We start from the raw sequence: 22,067 nt of genomic DNA on the forward strand, positions 1-22,067 counted from the left end.
GGGCGTGGAACAATCGACGTGTGTTGCGCTGGAGTACTGCCGGAGAATCCCATGGTCCCGCACTGGTAGCCGTCCTGGAAGGGATGGTGGCCGGTGTCGAGGTGACCTCGTCACAGGTTGCCGAGCAATTGGCCCGCCGCCGTCTCGGCTACGGCCGGGGTGCGCGGATGAAGTTCGAGGCCGACAAGGTCACCCTGGTCGGTGGTGTCCGCCATGGCTTGACGATGGGCGGCCCGGTCGCCATCGAGGTCGGCAACACCGAATGGCCCAAGTGGGAGACAGTGATGTCTGCCGATCCGGTCCCCGCCGAAGAGCTCGAAGGCGTCGCCCGCAATGCTCCGCTGACCCGGCCCCGGCCCGGTCACGCCGACTACTCGGGCATGTTGAAGTACGGCTTCGACGACGCCCGTCCGGTCCTCGAACGGGCCAGCGCCCGTGAGACCGCCGCGCGCGTGGCGATCGGCACGGTTGCCCGCAACTTCCTGCGGCAGGTCCTCGGTATCGAGGTGCTCTCGCACGTGATCTCGATCGGTGCCTCCGATCCCTATGTCGGTGCGGCCCCGGTCTACTCGGACCTCGAGCAGATCGACGCCAGCCCGGTTCGGGCCTACTCGACCGAGGCCGAGGCCTCGATGATCGCGGAGATCGAAGCCGCGAAACGCGATGGCGACACCCTCGGTGGCGTTGTCGAGGTCGTCGTGACCGGAGTTCCCATCGGTCTGGGCTCGCACGTCAGCGGCGACCGACGACTCGATTCGCGGTTGGCCGGCGCGCTCATGGGCATCCAGGCCATCAAGGGTGTCGAGGTCGGCGACGGCTTCGAGACCGCCCGTCGTCGCGGCAGCGCCGCACACGACGAGATGGTCCCCGGTCCCGGCGGCGCCGTGCGCTCGACCAACCGGGCAGGTGGGCTCGAAGGCGGTATGACCAACGGTGAGTTCATCCGCGTCCGCGCCGCGATGAAGCCGATTTCCACTGTGCCGAAAGCACTTTCGACTATGGATATGACCACCGGTGAACAGGCCACGGCCATCCACCAGCGCTCCGACGTGTGTGCGGTCCCGGCAGCCGGTGTGGTCGCGGAGTCGATGGTGGCCCTGGTGCTGGCACAGGCGGCATTGGAGAAGTTCGGTGGCGATTCGGCCGTCGAAACCGGGGACAACCTGGCCGGTTACCTCAAGCGTGTGGCCGCACACCTGCCTTCGTCGTGACGGGGTCGGGTCTGACCGATGCGCGCGGCCCTCGGGTGGTTCTGATCGGGTTCATGGGCTCGGGCAAGAGCACGGTCGGACAACAACTGGCGCGCGTCCTGGGATGCGAGTGGAAAGACAGCGACGTCGAGATCGAGCGACGCAGCGGCCGGACGATCCCGGAGATCTTCGCCGACGGTGAAGAGGTGTTCCGTGACTATGAACGCCAGGTGGTGGCCGATCTGCTGCGCACCGTCACCGGTGTGCTGTCACTGGGCGGTGGAGCCGTCCTGTCGCAGGCCACCCGCGACCTACTCGCCGGACATCCGGTCGTCTACCTCAGAGTCGGTGCCGACCAAGGTTTTTCGCGGGTCGCGAACTCCAACCGCCCACTGTTGAAGGCGGACAACCCAAAGCAGGTGTATCGAGATCTGCTGGCGAGGCGCGATCCGATCTATCGCGACGCCGCCACCTTTGTTGTGGACGCGCACCCACATCAGCGTGTGGTCGCCGACAAGATCATCACCCAACTGACCGAGCAGGAGGCCACACAGTGACCGAACAAGCCACACCGATCCGCATACCGGTGAACAGCGAGAGCCCCTACGAGGTCATCATCGGCCGCGGACTGCTCACCGAACTCGTCGAGGCGGTCGCCGGTGCCGATTCGGTGGCGATCCTGTACCAGCCGACGCTCGCCGAGACCGCCGAGGTCATCCGGAAGACGCTGGACGAGAACAACTTCAACGCCCACCGTGTGGAGATCCCCGACGCCGAGGCCGGCAAGGAACTGTCCGTCGCCTCGTTCTGCTGGGAGGTCTTCGGACGGATCGGCATGAAGCGCAACGACGTCGTGGTGTCCCTGGGCGGGGGAGCCGCGACCGACCTGTCCGGATTCGTCGCCGCCACCTGGATGCGCGGGATCCCGGTGGTCCACGTGCCGACCACGCTGCTGGCGATGGTCGACGCCGCCGTGGGCGGCAAGACCGGCATCAACACCGAGGCCGGCAAGAACCTGGTCGGATCGTTCCACGAACCGCGGGCCGTCCTCATCGACATCGCGACCCTGGAGACCGTGCCGCGCAACGAGATCATCGCCGGGATGGCCGAGGTCATCAAGACCGGTTTCATCGCCGATCCGGTGATCCTGGACCTCATCGAGGCCGATCCCGCGGCCGCCCTGGACCCGACCGGTCCGGTCCTGCCCGAACTGATCGAGCGGTCGGTGCGGGTCAAGGCCGAGGTGGTCGCGGCAGATCTGCGCGAATCATCGTTGCGGGAGATCCTCAACTACGGGCACACACTCGGGCACGCCATCGAGCGCCGGGAGAAGTACCGCTGGCGTCACGGCGCCGCGGTGTCGGTGGGGCTCGTCTACGCCGCCGAACTCGGACGCCTGGCCGGCCGTCTCGACGACGCCACCGCAGACCGCCACCGCAGTGTGCTCGAGTCGGTGGGGCTCCCGGTCGGATACGACGCCGACGCGCTGCCCGACCTGCTCAAAGGCATGGCGGGGGACAAGAAGAACCGTTCGGGCATGTTGCGGTTCGTGGTCCTCGACGGCCTGGCCAAGCCAGGGCGCCTGGAGGCACCGGATCCGTCCCTGCTGGCGGCCGCGTACTCCACCGTGGCCAAAGACGAACCGACCAACGGGGCGGTCCTGCTCTAGTTCTCCGCCCGACCCACAAACGAGCCGGAAATACGAAGACGAGCCACATACACGTGGCTCGTCTTCGTATAAGTGGCTCGTCTAGGAGGCGGTGCGGGCGTCTTCCCGGTAGTAGTTGTCGTCCTGCTTGGCCTCGTTCTTGCGGTGCTGCCGACGGGTCAGCAACCGGCCGACCGCAGCGCCGACCAGGGCGGGGACGAACACCAGCAGGGTTGTGAACGAACCGCCGGCAAAGATCTCGATGGCCAGCGAGTTCTCGCCGATACCGGACATCACCCAGTTGCCGAGCACCCAGCAGACGACCGCACTGATGAGTCCGGTGAGGAGTCCGGCCTTGAGCCAGCGCATGGTGAGATCGTCGTAGTCGTCGGGATCGGGATGCGCGCGGCCGTCGATCAGGCCGTCGATACCACCCCAGATCAGCGCCACCAGAACGACGCCGGCAATGGCGATCGTCTTCCAGTAGTTCGTCTCCAGAGGCCAGGCCACAATGGCCAGCCCCAACAGGACCCGGGCACCGATGTGCACCGCCGACATCACCAAACCACGTAACAACCACGCAACCATGTGAGCAGACTACCGATGTGGAACGTGTTCATGTGGCAGTGCCCACAAAAACGAACACGGTGTCCGAAGTGTTCACGGGACCGCGCGCGTCCCGGCAACTCCACTAGCCTGGAATTCATGACTGTTGAACGAGTGGTCACCGACCTCGGACCAACTGCGGAATCAGCGCGTCGTGACCGGTTGCGCGCAATGCTCGACGGCGCCGGCGTCGACGCCCTGCTGATCACTGATCTGGTCAACGTGCGCTATCTGACCGGATTCACCGGTTCGAACGGCGGGGTGGTGATCACCGCGGCGGGCGACGACCGGATCGCGACGGACGGTCGCTACATCACCCAGGTCGCCGAACAGGCCCCGGATCTGACCTCGATCATCAATCGCGACTGCCCGCGGGCTCTGATCGAATACCTGGCCGGTTCGGGTGCCCGGATCGGATTCGAGCAGCACGTGGTGACGGTGGCGACCCATCAGCGCCTGCTGCCGCTGCTCGCCGGCTCCGAGACGCTGGTCCCGGTGGCACCACTCGTCGAAGAGCTGCGCATCGTCAAAGACGAGTTCGAGGTGGAGCAGATCCGCACTGCCTGCCAGGCCGCCGACCTGGCGCTCGCCGACATCATCGCCGCCGGGGTCCTGGTCCCGGGGAACACCGAGCGCAAGGTTGCCCGGGCCCTGGAATGGGCGATGTTCGAGCGGGGTGCCGAAGCGGTCTCCTTCGAGACGATCGTGGCGACCGGCGCGAACTCGGCGGTACCGCATCACCGGCCGACAGACGCCGAACTGAGCTCGGGCGACCTGTTGAAGATCGACTTCGGTGCGGTCGTCGGCGGGTATCACTCCGACATGACGCGTACGTATGTGCTCGAATCGGCTGAGTCCTGGCAGCGTGACATCTACGACATCGTCGCGCTGGCACAGAAGGCCGGCCGCGAAGCACTCGAACCCGGCGTCGAGGCGGTGGGCGTCGATGCCACCGCGCGGGCGATCATCGACGAGGCCGGCTTCGGTGACTATTACGTGCACGGCCTCGGGCACGGCGTCGGACTGCAGATACACGAAGCGCCGTCCATCGGCGCGCTGAGCACGGGTACACTGCCATGCGGTGCAGCGGTGACCGTGGAGCCCGGGATCTACTTGCCGGGCCGAGGTGGCGTCAGGATCGAAGACACCCTCGTGATCCGCGACGGCGATCCCGAACTGCTCACCACCAGCGACAAGACATTCACCGTCATCTGACCGCGCTCCGGCGCACAGCACATCAGCTGCGAGTGGGAACCCCCGCCCTCGGCTCGAGAGGAAGAACAAGAACGTGGCAAACACCTCGGATTTCAAAAACGGCCTCGTGCTGAACATGGAGGGTCAGCTCTGGCAGATCCTCGAGTTCCAGCACGTCAAGCCCGGCAAGGGTCCGGCGTTTGTCCGAACCAAGATCAAGAACGTGTTGTCGGGCAAGACCGTCGACAAGACGTTCAACGCCGGTGTGAAGGTCGAGACCGCAACGGTCGACCGCCGCGACATGACCTACCTCTACAACGACGGCCAGGATTTCGTCTTCATGGACGGCGAGAACTTCGAGCAGCTCAACGTCAGCCCGGAGACGGTCGGTGACGGCGCCAAGTTCATGCTGGAAAACATGAAGGTGCAGGTCGCCACCCATGAGGGTGTGCCGCTCTACGTCGAGCTCCCGGTCACGGTCGAGCTCCTCGTCGCGCAGACCGACCCCGGTGTCCAGGGTGATCGCAGCACCGGCGGCACCAAGCCCGCCACGCTCGAGACCGGCGCAGAAATCGCGGTTCCGCTGTTCATCAACACCGGGGACAAGCTGAAGGTCGACTCGCGCGACGGCAGCTACCTCGGCCGCGTCAACGCCTGACGCTGGTGAAAAAACCCGGTACCCGACACAAGGCACGCAAGCGTGCCGTCGATCTGCTGTTCGAGGCAGAGGTCAAGAACTGCTCGCCCGTCGATCTGATCACGCAGCGCCGCGAGCTGGCGATCACCGACGACAGCGTCGGCAAGATCAACGACTACACCGCCCTGATCATCGAGGGCATCGCCGGTGACACCGCACAGATCGACGCGGTGATCTCGTCTCACCTGAACGAGTGGACGCTCCCGCGACTGCCCGCAGTCGACCGCGCCATCCTGCGGCTGGCCACCTGGGAGCTGTTCAACACCACCGATGTCCCCACGATGGTGGTGGTCGACGAGGCCGTCGAGCTGGCCAAAGAACTGTCCACGGACGATTCGCCGGCATTCGTGAACGGCGTGCTGGGCCGGGTTGTGCTGCTGGCGCCCCAGGTGCGGGCGTCACTCGAGACACAGGAGCCACAAACTCCGGAGGCGTGAATCCACCGCGATCGCCGAAGTCCGGAGTCGGCCTGATAATGTTTGCGGTGAAATTGCGATGGTGGGCGGTAGTGATATCGACCGCCATCGCAGTGGCCGACATCCTTTAACGATCCGTCCGGAGAGGCGGAGAAGGAGGTCCCGACAACCGTGCCAGCTCAACAAAGCGACGGTACCGACGCGGGTCGTGAGTTACTCGACGATGCCGACGTGGGTAGGACCATTGCGCGGATAGCGCATCAGATCATCGAAAAAACAGCTCTCGACGACCCCGATTCACCGCGGGTTGTCATCATCGGAATCCCCACTCGGGGCATTTTCCTGGCGCGGCGCCTGTCGGCGAACATTGCCGAATTCTCCGGTGTTCAGGTTCCCGTCGGCTACCTCGACATCACCCTGTACCGCGACGACCTCCGGGCCAAGCCGCATCGCGCACTCGAATCCACCGCGGTTCCGGCCGGCGGCGTGGACGGTGCACTCGTGGTGCTCGTCGACGACGTGCTCTACTCCGGACGGACCGTTCGGGCCGCACTCGACGCACTCCGCGACCTCGGTCGCCCGGCGGCCGTGCAACTCGCGGTGCTGGTGGATCGCGGACACCGCGAACTGCCGCTGCGTGCGGACTACGTGGGCAAGAACATCCCGACCTCGCGAAGCGAAGACGTCCAGGTGCACCTGCGCGAGCACGACGGTGTCGATCGGGTCGTGCTGCGGGCAGGGGACAGCGCATGAAGCACCTTCTCTCCGTCGGTGATCTGACCCGCGACTCGGCCACCGCGCTGCTCGACGAGGCCGAACGCTTCGAAGAGGCTCTGGTCGGTCGCGAGATCCGCAAGCTCCCCACGCTGCGTGGTCGCACGATCATGACGGTTTTCTACGAAAACTCCACGCGCACAAGGGTTTCATTCGAGGTTGCCGGCAAATGGATGAGCGCCGACGTGATCAACGTCAGTGCTTCGAGTTCCTCGGTGAACAAGGGTGAATCGCTGCGAGACACCGCCAAGACGCTGCGGGCCGCCGGCGCCGATGCTCTCATCGTCCGCCATCCGGCGTCCGGTGCGGCGCACCAGATCGCGCAGTGGACGGCCGAAGAGGGCCCCGGCCCTTCGGTGATCAACGCCGGCGACGGCACCCACGAACATCCGACGCAGGCACTGCTCGACGCGCTGACCCTGCGGCAGCGTCTCGGTTCGCTGGAAGGCCGGCGGATCGCGATCGTCGGCGACATCCTGCACTCCCGGGTCGCGCGGTCCAACGCGCATCTGTTGGCCACCCTCGGTGCCCAGGTCGTGCTGGTGGCGCCGCCGACCCTGCTGCCGGTGGGTGTCGAGACCTGGCCGGTGGAGATCTCGCACAGCCTTGATGCCGAACTCGCCGCGGTGGATGCGGTGATGGTGCTGCGCGTGCAGGCCGAGCGGATGAACGGCGGATTCTTCCCGTCGTCTCGCGAGTACTCGATCCGTTACGGGCTGTCCGAACGGCGGGCTGCCCTGTTGGCCGATCACGCCGTGGTCCTGCATCCCGGTCCGATGTTGCGCGGCATGGAGATCGGTTTCTCCGTGGCCGACTCATCCAAGTCGACTGTGCTGCAACAGGTTTCCAACGGAGTTCATATGCGCATGGCAGTGCTTTTCACACTGCTGGTCGGAACCGAGAGTGAGGGTGTGGCGTGAGCGGCGACCTGCTGATCCGCAACGTACGGCCGTACGGGGGTGACGCCGTCGACATTCTCGTCCGCGAGGGCGACATCGCCGAGATCGGAGCCGACCTGACGGCCGGTACTGACGTTGACGTGCTCGACGGCGCCGGAGCGATCGTGCTGCCCGGATTCGTCGACATGCACACGCATCTGCGCGAACCCGGTCGCGAAGACACCGAGACCATCGAAACCGGTTCGGCGGCAGCCGCACTCGGCGGATACACCGCGGTGTTCGCGATGGCCAACACCGATCCGGTTGCCGACAGCCCCGTCATCACCGACTACGTCTGGCGACGTGGCCAGGAAGTCGGACTCGTCGACGTCCATCCGGTGGGTGCGATCACCGTCGGTCTCGAGGGCAAGCAACTCGCCGAGATGGGCGCGATGGCGGCCGGTGCGGCCCGGGTGCGGATGTTCAGCGACGACGGCAAGTGCGTCGACGACCCGCTGCTGATGCGCCGGGCACTCGAATACGCCAAGGGCCTCGACGTCCTGATCGCCCAGCACGCCGAAGAACCCCGTCTGACCAAGGGCGCCATCGCGCACGAGGGCGCCACCGCGGCGCGTCTGGGACTGAGCGGCTGGCCACGTGCTGCCGAAGAGTCCATCGTCGCCCGCGATGCGTTGCTGGCCCGTGATGCCGGAACTCGCGTCCACATCTGCCACGCCTCCACCGAGGGCACCGTCGAACTGCTGAAATGGGCTCGCGGCCAAGGTATCTCGATCACCGCCGAAGTCACGCCGCACCACCTGCTGCTCGACGACAGTCGCCTCGAGACCTACGACGCCGTCAACAAGGTGAACCCGCCTCTGCGTGAGGGCCGCGACAAGGTCGCTCTTCGCCAGGCCCTGGCCGACGGCATCATCGATTGCGTGGCCACCGACCACGCACCTCACGCCGCACAGGAGAAGTGCTGCGAGTTCGCCAATGCCCGCCCCGGCATGCTCGGCCTGCAGACCGCGCTATCGATCGTCATCGAGACGATGGTCAAGCCGGGTCTGCTGGACTGGCGTGGAGTGGCCGCGGTGATGAGTGAGCGTCCTGCACAGATCACCGGCCTGTCCGATCACGGGCGCCCGATCACCGCCGGCGAGCCGGCCAACCTGGCACTGGTCGACCCGGACACCGAGTGGACCGTGCAGTCGGAGGCCCTGGCCAGCCTGTCGGCCAACTCGCCCTTCGACGGCCTCACCCTGCCCGGCACCGTCATCGCCACGGTTCTGCGGGGCGAGATCACCAACAACGGCGGCAAGGTCCGGTCTGCGCAATGACCGGTGTCGTGGTTGTGCTGATCGTCGTCGCTGCCTGGTGCGGGATCGTCGGTCTGATGATCCTGGGCTGGCGTGGTCGTGGCCGCCGTCAGGAACAGATGCTCGGCGCGTTCCCCGAGGTGCCGTCGGATCTGGGCACCACCCGGATCGGGCCGCACACCGGTCTGTATGTCGGCTCGACCATCGCACCGAGCTGGCAGGACCGGGTCGCGGTCGGCGACTACGGCGACCGGGCGACCGCAGAACTCAGTCGATATGACACCGGGATCCTGATCGAGCGCCGCGGTGCCAACCCCATCTGGATCCCCGGCGACCAGATCACCGCGATCAGGACCGAACGCGGGCTGGCCGGAAAAGTGATGACCGCGGACGGCGTACTGGTGATCCGGTGGCTGCTGCCGTCCGGAACAGAGATCGACTCCGGCATTCGCGCGGACGACAAGACCATCTACCCGCAGTGGGTCAAACCTTTCGAGCAGGACGGAAAAAAGCAGTGACACAGCCAAACCGGGCAACGCCAGCGGTGCTGGTTCTCGAGAACGGCGAGCGTTACACCGGAACCGGATACGGCGCACTGGGGCAGACCCTGGGTGAAGCCGTCTTCTGTACCGCGATGACCGGGTACCAGGAGACGCTCACCGATCCCAGTTATCACCGGCAGATCGTCGTGGCGACCGCGCCGCAGATCGGCAACACCGGCTGGAACAAGGAAGATGGCGAAAGCCGCACCGGCAAGACCGGTGAGACCGGCGACGATTCCGGGAAGATCTGGGTCAAGGGCTACGCGGTCCGCAACCCCACCCGCCGGGTGTCCAGCTGGCGGGCCACCTCCACCCTCGAAGACGAACTGGTCGAGCAGGGGATCGTCGGCATCGCCGGCATCGACACCCGCACCGTCGTGCGGACCCTGCGCGACCACGGTTCGATGCGAGCAGGGATCTTCTCCGGTGACGCCTTCGCCGACGCCGACGAGCTGCTGCAGCGGGTTGTCGAGGCACCGCAGATGAAGGGCGCCAACCTGGCCGGTGAGGTCACGACCACAGATGGCTACGTCATCGAACCCGAGGGCGAGCCGCGCTTCACGATCGCCGCGATCGACCTCGGGATCAAGACCAACACCCCGCGGATGTTCGCCCAGCGCGGCATCCGGGTCCATGTGCTGCCGGCGGGCTCGAGCCCTGACGCCATTGCCGCGATCAAGCCCGACGGTGTCTTCCTCTCGAACGGTCCGGGCGACCCGGCCACCGCGGATCCGATCGTCGACCTGACCCGGCACATCCTCGGCGAAGGGATCCCGCTGTTCGGGATCTGCTTCGGCAACCAGATCCTCGGTCGAGCCCTGGGCCGCGGCACCTACAAGATGAAGTTCGGCCACCGCGGAATCAACATCCCGGTGATCGACCATGCCACCGGTGCGGTGTCCATCACCGCGCAGAACCACGGGTTCGCGCTCGAGGGTGAGGCGGGCGAAGAGTTCGACACCGACTTCGGCCGGGCCCGGATCAGCCACACCTGCGCCAACGACGGAACCGTCGAGGGTGTCGAGTTGATCAGCGGGAACGCGTTCGCGGTCCAGTATCACCCCGAAGCAGCGGCCGGCCCCCATGACGCCGCCTACCTCTTCGACAAGTTCGTTTCCCAGCTACAAGGAGCCAGTGCCTGATGCCCCGCCGCTCAGACCTATCGCACGTCCTGGTCATCGGTTCCGGGCCGATCGTCATCGGCCAGGCCTGTGAGTTCGACTATTCCGGTACCCAGGCGTGTCGGGTGCTGCGGGCCGAGGGCCTACGCGTGAGCCTGGTCAACTCCAACCCGGCCACGATCATGACCGATCCCGAGTTCGCCGACGCCACCTACATCGAGCCGATCACCGCGGAGTACGTCGAGAAGGTGATCGTGGCCGAGCGCGATGCCGGACACCCGATCGACGCCGTCCTCGCGACGCTCGGCGGCCAGACTGCTCTCAACGCCGCGGTGGCACTCCACGAGCAGGGCATCCTGGAGAAGTACGACATCGAGCTGATCGGCGCCGACTTCGAGGCCATCCAGCGCGGTGAGGATCGCCAGAAGTTCAAGGACATCGTCGCCAAAGTCGGTGGTGAGAGCGCCCGTTCGGCGGTCTGCTACACGATGGACCAGGTCCACGAGACCGTCGCCGACCTCGGTTATCCCGTGGTCGTCCGCCCGTCCTTCACGATGGGTGGCCTCGGCTCGGGTCTGGCCTACAACGAGGCCGACCTCAACCGCATCGCCGGTGGTGGCCTGTCGGCATCACCGACCGCCAACGTCCTCATCGAGGAATCGATCCTCGGCTGGAAAGAGTACGAACTCGAACTGATGCGTGACGGGGCCGACAACGTCGTGGTCGTCTGCTCGATCGAGAACGTCGACCCGGTCGGTGTGCACACCGGCGACTCGGTGACCGTCGCACCCGCGATGACTCTCACCGACCGCGAATACCAGGACATGCGCGACCTCTCGATCGCGATCATCCGCGAGGTCGGCGTCGACACCGGCGGCTGCAACATCCAGTTCGCGATGGACCCGACGGACGGCCGCCTGGTTGTCATCGAGATGAATCCGCGGGTCTCGCGGTCGTCCGCGCTGGCGTCGAAGGCCACCGGCTTCCCGATCGCCAAGATCGCGGCGAAGCTGGCCGTCGGTTACCGGCTCGACGAGATCGTCAACGACATCACCAAGAAGACCCCGGCCTGCTTCGAGCCGACACTCGACTACGTCGTGGTCAAGGCACCGCGGTTCGCGTTCGAGAAGTTCCCCGGCGCCGACGACACCCTGACCACCACCATGAAGTCGGTGGGTGAGGCGATGTCGCTGGGCCGTTCGTTCGCCGAGGCGCTGGGCAAGGTCATGCGGTCGCTGGAGACCAAGGCCGCCGGCTTCTGGACCGAACCGGTGGTCGAGGGTGCGGTCGCCGAAACCCTGCCGGAGCTGCTGCAGCGGCTCAGTGTGCCCAAGGACGGTCGCCTGTACGGGATCATGCAGGCGTTCATGCTGGGTGCGACCGTCGAGCAGCTCTTCGAGTCGACGAAGATCGATCCCTGGTTCCTGGCCGAGATCGAGGCCGTTCACCAACTGGGACAAGACATCCGGGCGGCCGAGGTTCTCGACGAGCCCTTGCTGCGGCTGGCCAAGAGCACCGGTCTGTCGGACCGCCAGCTCGCCGCATTGCGCGACGACCTCGCCGACGAGGCCGCTGTCCGCGACCTGCGGCACCGCCTGGGTGTGCGGCCGGTCTACAAGACCGTCGACACCTGCGCCGCCGAGTTCGAGGCCGCGACGCCGTATCACTACTCGACGTACGAACTCGATCCCGCCGCGAAGTCCGAGGTCGCACCGCAGACCGAGCGGCCCAAGGTCCTGATCCTCGGATCGGGCCCCAACCGCATCGGACAGGGCATCGAGTTCGACTACTCGTGTGTCCACGCCGCATTGACGCTGACCGAGGTCGGCTACGAGACCGTGATGGTCAACTGCAACCCGGAGACCGTGTCGACCGACTACGACACCGCCGACCGTCTGTACTTCGAGCCGCTGACCTTCGAAGACGTGATGGAGGTGTTCCACGCCGAGTCGGAGTCGGGCACCGTCGCCGGTGTCATCGTGCAGCTCGGTGGCCAGACACCGCTCGGGTTGGCGCATCGTCTCCAGGCCGCGGGTGTGCCGATCGTCGGCACCAGCCCCGAGGCCATCGATCTCGCCGAGGATCGTGGCGAGTTCGGCAAGGTTCTCGCCGAAGCCGGCCTCCCGGCCGCCAAGTACGGCATGGCCACCACGTTCGACGAGGCCAAGAAGATCGCGGGCGACATCGGGTACCCCGTGCTCGTGCGTCCCTCGTACGTGCTCGGCGGCCGCGGAATGGAGATCGTCTACGACGAGGGGTCCCTCGAGGGATACATCTCCCGGGCCACCGAGATCAACCCGGAACACCCGGTCCTGGTCGACCGCTTCCTCGAAGACGCCATCGAGATCGATGTCGATGCGCTCTACGACGGCACCGACTGCTACATCGGCGGCGTCATGGAACACATCGAGGAGGCCGGTATCCACTCCGGTGACTCGGCGTGTGCGCTGCCGCCGATCACACTCGGCAAATCTGATCTGGAAAATGTCCGCCGGTCCACCGAGGCACTGGCCAAGGGCATCGGGGTACGCGGACTGCTCAACGTCCAATACGCACTGAAGGACGACATCCTCTACGTCCTCGAGGCGAACCCGCGAGCGAGCCGGACGGTGCCGTTCGTCTCCAAGGCCACCGCTGTGCCGCTGGCCAAGGCGTGTGCGCGGCTCATGCTCGGCACCACCATCGCCGAGATGCGCGCCGACGGGATGTTGCCTGCCGAGGGCGACGGATCCGAGCTGCCCGACACCGCGCCGATCGCGGTCAAAGAGGCTGTGCTGCCGTTCAACCGGTTCCTCCGCAGCGACGGTACCGGCGTCGATTCGCTGCTGAGCCCGGAGATGAAGTCGACCGGTGAGGTGATGGGTATCGATGCCGATTTCGGCCGGGCCTTCGCCAAGTCGCAGACCGCCGCCTACGGTTCACTGCCGCTCGGCGGGAAGATCTTCGTGTCCGTTGCCAACAAGGACAAGCGTTCGCTGGTCTTCCCGGTGAAGCGGCTGGCCGATCTCGGGTTCGAGATCCTGGCCACGGAGGGGACCGCACATGTCTTGCGGCGCAACGGGATCACGTGCACGCAGGTCTACAAGCACTCCGACACCGACCTGCCCGAGGGGGAGGTGTCGGTGGTCGAGCACATCCGTTCGGGTGAGATCGGCATGGTCATCAACACTCCGTATGGCAATTCGGGACCGCGCGTCGACGGCTACGAGATCCGCAGCGCCGCCGTGTCGGTGAACATCCCTTGCATCACCACCGTCCAGGGCGCCAGCGCCGCGATCCAGGGCATCGAGGCCGCACTCGGCGGTGCGATGGGTGTGCTCTCACTGCAGTCGCGGCACCGCTCGATGCTGGGTGGCTGGTGAGCACTTTCGCCGAGCGGTATCGGGAGGTGGTCGCGCAGCGCGGCCGACTGTGTGCGGGCATCGACCCGCATCCCGAACTCCTGCAGCAGTGGGGGCTACCGGTCAGCGGCGCCGGGGTCAGGGCGTTCGGCGACATCTGTGTCGAGGCCCTGTCCGGCACGGTGGCCGTGATCAAACCGCAGGTCGCGTTCTTCGAAGCCTTTGGTTCCGAAGGATTTGCCGCGCTTGAAACGGTCATCGCCGGCTGCCAGGCCGGGGGAGCACTCGTGATCGCCGACGCCAAACGCGGCGACATCGGGTCGACCATGGCCGCCTACGCCCGTGCCTGGCTCGATCCGTCGTCGCCGCTGTGCGCCGACGCGGTGACCGTCTCGCCGTACCTGGGGTTCGGTTCGCTGTCGCCGGCGATCGACCTCGCCCGGGCCGGTGGCCGTGGCGTATTCGTGCTGGCCCGGACATCGAATCCGGAAGGCGCTGCGCTGCAGCTCGCCAAAGGTGACGGTGTCACGGTGGCCCAGCGGATCGTCGATGCGGCCGCCTCGGCCAACACCGACGGTTCGGGAACCGTGGGTCTTGTCGTCGGTGCCACCCGTGAACACGGGCTCGACCTCGCCGGACTCGGTGCACCGGTGTTGGCTCCGGGGCTCGGCGCGCAGGGCGCCACCGCCGACGATCTGCGCACCGTCTTCGCCGGCACCGACCTCGGCTGGGTGCTGCCCGCGAGTTCTCGCGCGGTCCTGCGTCACGGACCGGATGTGCCCGCGCTGCGTGATGCCGCGTTGCGTACTGCATCGGAGATCGAGTCGGCGCTGTCCTGATCCGGGCTGTCCTGATCGTCCGGATGGTCGCGATCGTCCAGCGCGGTATGGAACGCATCGATCCGCGGCCACGTCTGCGATTCGGCCGCCGGGCCCGCGATCAGACCCAGGTGACTCGCCTCGACCGTGTTGAAGTGCACCTGCGATGACTGGGCGAGCAGTTCGACGCCATGGCGTGCGGCTGCCCAGGGCACGATGACGTCCCGGTGGCTGCCGAACAGCTGCACCGGCACCTCGATGGTGGTCAGGTCGATCCGGCGATCGCCGAAGTTCACCACCCCGCCCGCCAACTCGTCGTGGTAGATGAACTGTTCCCACATCTGCTCCGCCAACCGTCCCGGGTATCCCGGGAACCGGCGCTGGAATCGGTTCACGACCTCCATCCGGGCGAGGGTGTCGGTGTCGCTCAGGTTGTTCATGATGAACCAGGGCTTCTTGAGCTCACGCTGCCATGCGGTGCCGCGGTACGCGATCTGCACCAGAGGTGCAGGAATCCCGCGCAGGGCCGTCAGCGTCGCGGTGACGGGCCGTGGGCCGGTCTTGGCGGTCAGTTGCCGGACCAGCGGATACGGAGGCACCAGGCCGTAGTTCAGCGGCGTGCCGATCGCGGTGATCGATCGGACCGGCAGGCCGGGGTCGGCTGCGAGCGTGAGCAGTGCGACGGTGCCGCCCAGACTCCAGGCGACGAGGTCGACGACTCCGGCGGTGCCGTCGAAGTCTGCGAGTACGCGGCCGATGGCCTGCGGGATGATGTCGTCGATGAAGCCTTCGAAACCGAGCCCACGGTCGGATCGGTCCATCTCGCCGTAGTCGACGACGTAGGGGATCCGTCCCTGTCCCAGCAGGTGGCCGACATACGAGTGATCGGGCTCGAGGTCGTAGCAGGCCGCCGGTGCCGCCAGCGGCGGGAGCAGCAGCACCGGGATATCCCCGGCGTCGCGGGCCCGGGCGAGCTGGTCGAGGTCGCCATAGCGGCGCAGGACGCGGTGCCTGTCGGAGTGCAGGGTCGTATGTGGGGTGTGCACCTCGTCGCGGATGCCACCGCCGACCGTCAATCGCACGAGATTGCGAACCGGAGTCGGTAGTCGATCGATCACGAAGGTCATCTAACACCAGCTGTCCGGTGGTGGTACTCATCGCAGGTCAAACCCATCTCCGACACGCGCAAGGCGCAAAAATCTCAGAAACTTTCCGGCGAGAAACTCCTGTCACAGCCGTACCGCGAGTGTGATGTATGTCATGTTCGCGAAATGTCGGCGAACGCTGCATCGAATAGCTTGTGGCACAACATGTTTCGTACGATCGAAGAATCCGAACCGGGAGTTTGGCGATCACTGGCACCTTTGCGGGCCGGTGTGGTTCGAAAGGCTTACAACACCGGTTTTCGTGGGGGAATGCGGGGGTCGGGGTCGCAAATCGCAGCTCACGTGGGTACGGTCGCTTTCGCTGCCCTCACAAGGCAGCCGCCCCGACATCACCGGTGCCGGGGCAGAGAACACACAGACGAAATCGGAGGAACCGTGGCCCTTCCCCAGTTGACAGATGAGCAGCGCGCTGCTGCCTTGGAGAAGGCTGCTGCCGCTCGCAAGGCCCGGGCAGAGCTGAAGGAACGCCTCAAGCGGGGCGGCACCGATCTGCAGCAGGTACTCAAGGATGCCGAGAACGACGAGATCCTCGGCAAGATGAAGGTGTCGGCGCTCCTCGAGGCTCTGCCGAAGGTCGGCAAGGTCAAGGCTCAGGAGATCATGACCGAGCTCGAAATCGCCCCCACCCGTCGCCTGCGCGGCCTGGGCGATCGGCAGAAGAAGGCTCTGCTCGCCAAGTTCGACTTTGCCTGATCGTTTCTGCGCGTGAGCCAAGATCTACAACAGAGGGGCCGGCTGCTGGTTTTGGCCGGCCCCTCTGCTGTCGGCAAGTCGAGTGTTGTCCGCCGGCTCCGGGAATTGCTCCCTGAGCTGATGTTCAGCGTCTCGGCCACCACCCGCGATCCGCGGGCCGGTGAAGTGGACGGTCGTGACTATCACTTCGTCAGTCGCGACGAGTTCGATCGGCTGATCGAGGAGAACCAACTCCTCGAATGGGCTGAGATCCATGGCGGGCTGCAACGCTCCGGAACACCCGCCAAACCCGTGTTCGAGGCCATGGAGCAGGGGAGACCCACTCTGGTGGAGGTCGATCTGGTCGGGGCGCGGAACATCCGCGACACCGTGCCGGAGGCCGTCACCGTCTTTCTGGCCCCACCCAGCTGGGATGTTCTGGTGTCGCGATTGCGTGGCCGGGGCACCGAAAACGATGAGGTGATCGAGCGTCGACTGCAGACGGCGCGGGCCGAATTGGACAGCGCCGACGAGTTCGATCACGTGCTCGTGAACGACGAAGTCGACTCAGTGGCCCATAAGTTGCTATCCTTGCTGGTTGAATCCCATTTGAATAATTCGTAGGAGAATTGTGAGCAGCTTGACCACACAGGACGAGTTCATCGGCGAGGTCGACGCGACGGCGTACGACACCCCGCTCGGCATCACGAACCCCCCGATCGATGAGCTGCTCGAACGGGCTTCTTCGAAGTACGCACTGGTGATCTACGCGGCCAAGCGGGCGCGGCAGATCAACGATTACTACAACCAGCTCGGCGACGGAATCCTCGAATACGTCGGCCCGCTGGTCGAGCCGGGTCTTCAGGAGAAGCCGCTGTCGATCGCGATGCGCGAGATCCACGCCGACCTGCTCGAGCACACCGAAGGCGAGTGATACCCGATCCCACGATTCCGGTTTCCGGAATCGTGGGATGCTGTGTATGCCGGGGATGTGGTGACGTCGATCAGTCGCGTCACCACCAGCGAGGATGAGGTTTCGTGGCCGAAGCGGCTAGTGGACGCAAGAACATCGTTATCGGCGTCGGTGGTGGCATCGCGGCGTACAAGGTCGGTTCTGTCATCCGGCACTTCACCGAGGCCGGTCACGGTGTGCGGGTCATCCCCACCGAATCAGCACTCAAGTTCGTCGGCGCTGCCACGTTCGAGGCACTGAGCGGTAACCCGGTGAGCACCGAGGTGTTCGACGACGTACCGCAGGTCGCTCACGTGCGCCTCGGGCAAGAAGCCGACCTGGTCATCATCGCCCCGGCCACTGCCGATCTGATGGCGCGGGCCGCCACCGGCCGGGCCGATGACCTCTTGACCTCAACACTTCTCACCGCGCGATGTCCGGTGATGTTCGTCCCGGCGATGCACACAGAGATGTGGGAGCACCCGGCCACCCAGACCAACGTCCGCACCCTGCGTGAGCAGGGCGCCACGGTCATCACTCCGGCGTCCGGACGTCTGACCGGTGTCGACTCCGGTGCCGGACGTCTGCCCGACCCGCAGGAGATCGCGCTGCTCGGCGAGCTCCTTCTCGAACGTCCCGACGCCCTGCCGTACGACCTGCGCGGCGTAAAGTTCCTGATCAGCGCCGGTGGCACCCGCGAGCCGCTCGATCCGGTCCGCTACCTGGGCAATCGCAGTTCGGGCAAGCAGGGCTACGCCTTGGCCCGGGCTGCCGCGCAACGCGGCGCGCAGGTGACCCTCGTCGCCGGCGCCACCGCCGATCTCGCGCCCCCCGCCGGAGTCGAGATCGTCCGGATCAAGTCCGCCGAGCAGTTGTCCGATGAGATGACCAAGCGCGCACCCGAGACCGATGTGGTGATCATGGCCGCCGCGGTCGCCGACTTCCGGCCGATGTCTGTGGCCGAATCCAAGATCAAGAAGACCGGCGACGGTCCGGCGCCGATCGAGCTGACCACCAATCCCGACATCCTGGCCGGTCTGGTCGAGGCTCGTCGCTCCGGACAGATCCCAGGCGAGGTGTCGATCGTCGGCTTTGCCGCCGAGACCGGTGACGAGCATCATGGAGTCCTGGATCACGGACGCGCCAAGTTGGCCCGCAAGGGTTGCGATCTGCTTGTCGTGAACGCGGTCGGTGACGGTAAGGCGTTCGGCATGGATCACAACACCGGTTGGGTTCTCGCTGCCGACGGCCACGAGACCGCACTGCCACTGGGTACCAAAACACTCATGGCGAGCCGAATACTTGACGCGGTCCTCGCTTTGCGTACTGATGAAGGGGCCATGCGACCTGATGGTGGAGCACCGAAGGTCGATGCAACCGCCAACACCGATCCTGTGTAATTTGAGGTCCGCGGGTTTTCGCGCACCCACGCCCTGTCCTAAGAGGACTACCGTTCCGAGAGGAAATCCATGACCGATTCCCGTTTGTTCACAAGCGAGTCCGTCACCGAAGGTCATCCTGACAAGATCTGTGACGCGATCAGCGACTCGATCCTGGATGCCCTGCTCACCGAGGATCCACGTGCCCGGGTTGCGGTGGAGACGCTGGTGACCACCGGGCAGGTCCACGTCGCCGGTGAGGTCAACACCACCGCCTACGCAGATATCCCCAAAATCGTCCGCGAGAAGGTCCTGGAGATCGGCTACGACTCCTCGGCCAAGGGCTTCGACGGCAACTCCTGTGGCGTCAACGTCGCGATCGGCGCGCAGTCACCCGAGATCGCGCAGGGTGTCGACAACGCCTACGAGTCGCGCGTCGAAGGCATCACCGAAGACGAGATCGCCCGTCAGGGCGCCGGCGACCAGGGCCTGATGTTCGGGTATGCCACCAACGAGACCCCCGAGTACATGCCGGTCCCGATCGCGCTGGCGCATCGCCTCGCGCGCCGGCTGACCGAGGTTCGCAAGAGCGGCGTGCTGCCGTACCTGCGTCCCGACGGAAAAACCCAGGTCACCATCGAATACAACGGCGACAAGCCGGTCCGTCTCGACACCGTGGTGATCTCCACCCAGCACGCCGCGGACATCGACCTCGAGAACCTGCTGACCCCGGACATCCGCAACCAGGTCCTCGGTTCGGTGTTCGAAGAGCTGAACCTCCCGTTCCTCGACACCAGCGACGTGCGCCTGCTGGTCAACCCGACCGGCAAGTTCGTCCTCGGCGGCCCGATGGGCGACGCCGGCCTGACCGGCCGCAAGATCATCGTCGACACCTACGGCGGTATGGCCCGCCACGGCGGCGGCGCCTTCTCGGGCAAGGATCCGTCGAAGGTCGACCGCAGCGCCGCGTACGCGATGCGCTGGGTCGCCAAGAACGCGATCGCGGCCGGACTGGCCGGACGCATCGAGGTGCAGGTCGCCTACGCCATCGGCAAGGCTGCTCCGGTCGGACTGTTCGTCGAGACCTTCGGTACCGAGAACGTCGATCCGGCCAAGATCCAGTCGGCCATCAGTGAGGTGTTCGACCTGCGTCCGGGCGCGATCATCCGTGATCTCGACCTGCTGCGTCCGATCTACGCACCGACTGCCGCCTACGGTCACTTCGGCCGTACCGACATCGATCTGCCGTGGGAGCACACCGACCGCGCCGACAAGTTGCGGGCAGCGGCGGGTATCTGAGGCACTTCTCGTCCGAGCCAGGCCATCGCCCCCAAGAACGATCGTGAGTTAGCCCCGCGGCTCCCGATCGCGCGTGTTCTGCCGTTGCTGGGTCTGGCACATCTGGACCGGCCGTTCGACTACCAGGTGACGGCTGCCCAGGATGAGGAAGCCAGGCCCGGCGTTCGGGTGCGGGTGCGATTCTCCGGACGCCTGGTCGACGGCTATCTGCTCGAACGCATCGAGGCGAGCGAGCATCCGGGCCGGCTCGGATGGCTCGAACGGGTGGTGTCGCCGGAGCAGGTCCTGACACCGGAACTGGCGGTATTGGCCCGCGCGGTCGCCGATCGGTACGCGGGGACGATGACCGATGTCCTGCGGCTGGCGATCCCGCCGCGCCACGCGCGGACCGAACAGGCCATCCCGGCACCACCCGGCACGCCGGTGCCGCCGACGGTGGATCTGGCGGGCTGGGAGCCCTATCGGCACGCGGACTCGTTCCTCGGTGCGCTCGCCGACGGCAAAGCCGCGCGGGCTGCCTGGCAGGCACTGCCCGGCGAGGACTGGCCGGCCCGGCTCGCCGAGCTCGCCTGCCACGCGATGATCAGCGGACGCAGCACGATCATCGTGGTGCCCGATCAGCGTGACCTGAACCGACTCGAGGCCGCGTGCACCGAGCTGATCGGTGACCGGGTGGTCTCCCTGTCGGCGGGTCTGGGTCCGTCGGCCCGGTACCGCCGCTGGCTGCGGGCACTACGCGGCCAGGCGTCGGTGGTCATCGGTACCCGCAGCGCGGCCTTCGCGCCGATCCCGAACCTGGGGTTGATCGTCGTCTGGGACGACGGCGACGACAGCCTCTGTGAACCGCGCTCGCCTTATCCGCACACCCGGGAGGTCGCGGTCCTGCGTTCGCATGCCGAGACCTGCGCGCTGATCCTGGCCGGCGCGGCCCGAACGACCGAAACCCAGGCGCTGGTGGCTGCCGGATGGGCGCACGACCTCACCGCACCCAGGGCCGTGGTGCGCGAGCGGACTCCCCGGATCAAGGCGCTCTCCGACGAAGACAATCAGGTCGCCCGTGACCCGCTGGCCCGGTCAGCGCGCATCCCGGCGGTTGCTTTCGACGCCGCCCGGGCTGCGCTCGCGGCCGATACCCCGGTCCTGTTCAGCGTGCCCCGGCGCGGCTATCTACCGTCACTGGCGTGCGAACGTTGTCGTTCCCACGTCCGGTGCCGTCGCTGTCACGGACCGATGCAGGCCGACGGCCCCAGCGGTGCGAGCGGCGCCGGAATCGGCATGCTGAGTTGTCGCTGGTGTGGTCATCCCGAAGCCGACTTCCGGTGCGCCGAATGTGGTTTCACCAAGGTCCGGGCTCTGACAACCGGAGCCGGTCGCACGGCCGAAGAGCTGGGACGAGCGTTTCCCGGTGTCCCGGTGATGACCTCTGGTGGGGACAAACTCGTCGAAAGCGTCGACGCCGGGGCCCGCGTGGTCGTCTCGACGCCGGGCGCCGAGCCGGTCGCGGCCGGGGGCTACGGCGCGGTCATCCTCCTCGACACCTGGGCACAACTCGACCGCACCGAACTGCGGGCCGGTGAAGAGGCCGTCCGGCGGTGGCTCTCGGCCGGGATGCTGGTGCGCCCGCACGGTCAGGGCGGGACGATGGTGGTTGTCGCCGATGCCGGACTGACCCCGGTGCAGGCGGTGATCCGCTGGGATCCCGTCGGCTACGCACAAACCGAACTCGACGAACGGACCGAACTCGCCTTTCCACCGGCGGTGACGATGGCGTCGATCGACGGAGCCGGTCCGGCGGTGGTCGCCTTCGCCGAAACCGTGACGCTGCCCGAGGGTGGGGAAGTACTCGGACCCGTCGAGCTGCCCGCCGGAGTCCGTCTGCCGTCAGGTCTGGATCGGGCCGAGGTGCCCGATCCGCAACGAATACTGTTGCGCTGCAAGCGTTCGGACGGACGAGCTCTCGCCGCGGCGTTGCGCGTGGCCCAGATCGGCAGAAACACCCATCACGAGACGTCGCCGATTCGCGTGCAGATGGATCCACCGACGATCGGCTGATCA

21 protein-coding genes are annotated in these 22,067 nt (G+C 66.3%); 19 read left to right on the forward strand and 2 right to left on the reverse strand.

Going from position 1 to position 22,067, the window contains the following annotated elements:
• Positions 1–20 precede the first annotated feature (20 nt).
• The 3 genes from aroC to aroB are packed head-to-tail and all read left to right on the forward strand — an operon-like array spanning position 21 to position 2,859.
• Entirely contained in the window at positions 21–1,211 is a 1,191-nt protein-coding gene (aroC, locus tag H290_RS0121325) for a chorismate synthase (protein ID WP_020108868.1), read from the forward strand.
• Entirely contained in the window at positions 1,208–1,747 is a 540-nt protein-coding gene (locus H290_RS0121330) for a shikimate kinase (protein ID WP_028463497.1), read from the forward strand. Before aroC ends, H290_RS0121330 begins: the two co-directional genes overlap by 4 nt.
• The gene (aroB, locus tag H290_RS0121335) at positions 1,744–2,859 is read left to right on the forward strand and encodes a 3-dehydroquinate synthase (protein WP_020108870.1); all 1,116 of its coding nucleotides are present in this window, start codon (positions 1,744–1,746) and stop codon (positions 2,857–2,859) included. The genes H290_RS0121330 and aroB overlap by 4 nt, the downstream gene beginning before the upstream one ends.
• Before the next feature lie 81 nt (positions 2,860–2,940).
• Here aroB and H290_RS0121340 read toward each other — a convergent pair whose 3' ends face one another.
• Positions 2,941–3,426: a B-4DMT family transporter gene (locus H290_RS0121340; protein ID WP_020108871.1), complete on the reverse strand. Its 486-nt coding sequence runs from the start codon at positions 3,424–3,426 to the stop codon at positions 2,941–2,943.
• A gap of 117 nt (positions 3,427–3,543) precedes the next feature.
• Between H290_RS0121340 and H290_RS0121345 the strand changes: the two genes are divergently transcribed.
• From H290_RS0121345 to pyrF, 10 genes are all read left to right on the forward strand, one after another.
• A complete protein-coding gene (locus H290_RS0121345; RefSeq protein WP_036519820.1) occupies positions 3,544–4,659 on the forward strand; it encodes a Xaa-Pro peptidase family protein in 1,116 nt (371 codons plus the stop codon).
• Positions 4,660–4,732: 73 nt separating this feature from the next.
• Entirely contained in the window at positions 4,733–5,296 is a 564-nt protein-coding gene (efp, locus tag H290_RS0121350; RefSeq protein ID WP_020108873.1) for an elongation factor P, read from the forward strand.
• A gap of 5 nt (positions 5,297–5,301) precedes the next feature.
• Positions 5,302–5,772 (forward strand): transcription antitermination factor NusB, encoded by a 471-nt coding sequence (nusB, locus tag H290_RS0121355; RefSeq protein WP_020108874.1) that lies wholly within the window; start codon positions 5,302–5,304, stop codon positions 5,770–5,772.
• A gap of 150 nt (positions 5,773–5,922) precedes the next feature.
• Positions 5,923–6,504, forward strand: a complete 582-nt coding sequence (gene pyrR, locus H290_RS0121360) for a bifunctional pyr operon transcriptional regulator/uracil phosphoribosyltransferase PyrR (protein ID WP_028463498.1) — start codon at positions 5,923–5,925, stop codon at positions 6,502–6,504.
• A complete protein-coding gene (locus tag H290_RS0121365) occupies positions 6,501–7,445 on the forward strand; it encodes an aspartate carbamoyltransferase catalytic subunit (protein ID WP_020108876.1) in 945 nt (314 codons plus the stop codon). Before pyrR ends, H290_RS0121365 begins: the two co-directional genes overlap by 4 nt.
• On the forward strand, positions 7,442–8,743 hold the full coding sequence (locus H290_RS0121370; RefSeq protein WP_020108877.1) for a dihydroorotase: 1,302 nt from the start codon (positions 7,442–7,444) through the stop codon (positions 8,741–8,743). Before H290_RS0121365 ends, H290_RS0121370 begins: the two co-directional genes overlap by 4 nt.
• A complete protein-coding gene (locus H290_RS0121375; protein ID WP_020108878.1) occupies positions 8,740–9,240 on the forward strand; it encodes a hypothetical protein in 501 nt (166 codons plus the stop codon). Before H290_RS0121370 ends, H290_RS0121375 begins: the two co-directional genes overlap by 4 nt.
• The gene (gene carA / locus H290_RS0121380; RefSeq protein ID WP_036519822.1) at positions 9,237–10,406 is read left to right on the forward strand and encodes a glutamine-hydrolyzing carbamoyl-phosphate synthase small subunit; all 1,170 of its coding nucleotides are present in this window, start codon (positions 9,237–9,239) and stop codon (positions 10,404–10,406) included. The genes H290_RS0121375 and carA overlap by 4 nt, the downstream gene beginning before the upstream one ends.
• Complete coding sequence (gene carB, locus H290_RS0121385; protein ID WP_020108880.1) at positions 10,406–13,747, forward strand: carbamoyl-phosphate synthase large subunit; 3,342 nt, start codon at positions 10,406–10,408, stop codon at positions 13,745–13,747. The genes carA and carB overlap by 1 nt, the downstream gene beginning before the upstream one ends.
• A complete protein-coding gene (gene pyrF, locus H290_RS0121390; RefSeq protein WP_020108881.1) occupies positions 13,744–14,565 on the forward strand; it encodes an orotidine-5'-phosphate decarboxylase in 822 nt (273 codons plus the stop codon). The genes carB and pyrF overlap by 4 nt, the downstream gene beginning before the upstream one ends.
• Here the strand turns inward: pyrF and H290_RS0121395 are convergent.
• Positions 14,490–15,671, reverse strand: a complete 1,182-nt coding sequence (locus tag H290_RS0121395; protein ID WP_020108882.1) for a hypothetical protein — start codon at positions 15,669–15,671, stop codon at positions 14,490–14,492. The two genes, pyrF and H290_RS0121395, sit on opposite strands and share 76 nt — an antisense overlap.
• A 414-nt stretch (positions 15,672–16,085) precedes the next feature.
• Between H290_RS0121395 and mihF the strand changes: the two genes are divergently transcribed.
• The 6 genes from mihF (at position 16,086) to H290_RS0121425 (ending at position 22,064) form a co-directional block, all read left to right on the forward strand.
• Positions 16,086–16,403, forward strand: coding sequence for an integration host factor, actinobacterial type (gene mihF, locus H290_RS0121400; RefSeq protein ID WP_028463499.1), 318 nt, complete (start codon positions 16,086–16,088; stop codon positions 16,401–16,403).
• 12 nt (positions 16,404–16,415) lie between these two features.
• On the forward strand, positions 16,416–17,006 hold the full coding sequence (gmk, locus tag H290_RS0121405; RefSeq protein WP_020108884.1) for a guanylate kinase: 591 nt from the start codon (positions 16,416–16,418) through the stop codon (positions 17,004–17,006).
• A 7-nt stretch (positions 17,007–17,013) separates the two neighbouring features.
• Positions 17,014–17,316, forward strand: a complete 303-nt coding sequence (gene rpoZ / locus H290_RS0121410) for a DNA-directed RNA polymerase subunit omega (RefSeq protein WP_020108885.1) — start codon at positions 17,014–17,016, stop codon at positions 17,314–17,316.
• A gap of 104 nt (positions 17,317–17,420) precedes the next feature.
• The gene (gene coaBC, locus H290_RS0121415; protein ID WP_020108886.1) at positions 17,421–18,734 is read left to right on the forward strand and encodes a bifunctional phosphopantothenoylcysteine decarboxylase/phosphopantothenate--cysteine ligase CoaBC; all 1,314 of its coding nucleotides are present in this window, start codon (positions 17,421–17,423) and stop codon (positions 18,732–18,734) included.
• 69 nt (positions 18,735–18,803) lie between these two features.
• Positions 18,804–20,012: a methionine adenosyltransferase gene (metK, locus tag H290_RS0121420; RefSeq protein ID WP_020108887.1), complete on the forward strand. Its 1,209-nt coding sequence runs from the start codon at positions 18,804–18,806 to the stop codon at positions 20,010–20,012.
• Between the two features lie 66 nt (positions 20,013–20,078).
• Positions 20,079–22,064 carry a primosomal protein N' gene (locus H290_RS0121425; protein WP_196809608.1) on the forward strand — a complete coding sequence of 662 codons (1,986 nt, stop codon included), beginning with the start codon at positions 20,079–20,081 and terminating at the stop codon, positions 22,062–22,064.
• Positions 22,065–22,067: the final 3 nt, after the last annotated feature.

It is taken from the genome of Nocardia sp. 348MFTsu5.1 (assembly GCF_000383535.1).
Lineage (GTDB): Bacteria > Actinomycetota > Actinomycetes > Mycobacteriales > Mycobacteriaceae > Williamsia > Williamsia faeni.

What these genes read in the sequence shown, in the direction of transcription:
- H290_RS0121340 (WP_020108871.1), bottom strand. Translation starts at nt 3,426, where the DNA reads ATGGTTGCGTGGTTGTTACGTGGTTTGGTGATGTCGGCGGTGCACATC.
- H290_RS0121345 (WP_036519820.1), top strand. Translation starts at nt 3,544, where the DNA reads ATGACTGTTGAACGAGTGGTCACCGACCTCGGACCAACTGCGGAATCA.
- H290_RS0121365 (WP_020108876.1), top strand. Translation starts at nt 6,501, where the DNA reads ATGAAGCACCTTCTCTCCGTCGGTGATCTGACCCGCGACTCGGCCACC.
- H290_RS0121375 (WP_020108878.1), top strand. Translation starts at nt 8,740, where the DNA reads ATGACCGGTGTCGTGGTTGTGCTGATCGTCGTCGCTGCCTGGTGCGGG.
- carB (WP_020108880.1), top strand. Translation starts at nt 10,406, where the DNA reads ATGCCCCGCCGCTCAGACCTATCGCACGTCCTGGTCATCGGTTCCGGG.
- H290_RS0121395 (WP_020108882.1), bottom strand. Translation starts at nt 15,671, where the DNA reads ATGACCTTCGTGATCGATCGACTACCGACTCCGGTTCGCAATCTCGTG.
- metK (WP_020108887.1), top strand. Translation starts at nt 18,804, where the DNA reads ATGACCGATTCCCGTTTGTTCACAAGCGAGTCCGTCACCGAAGGTCAT.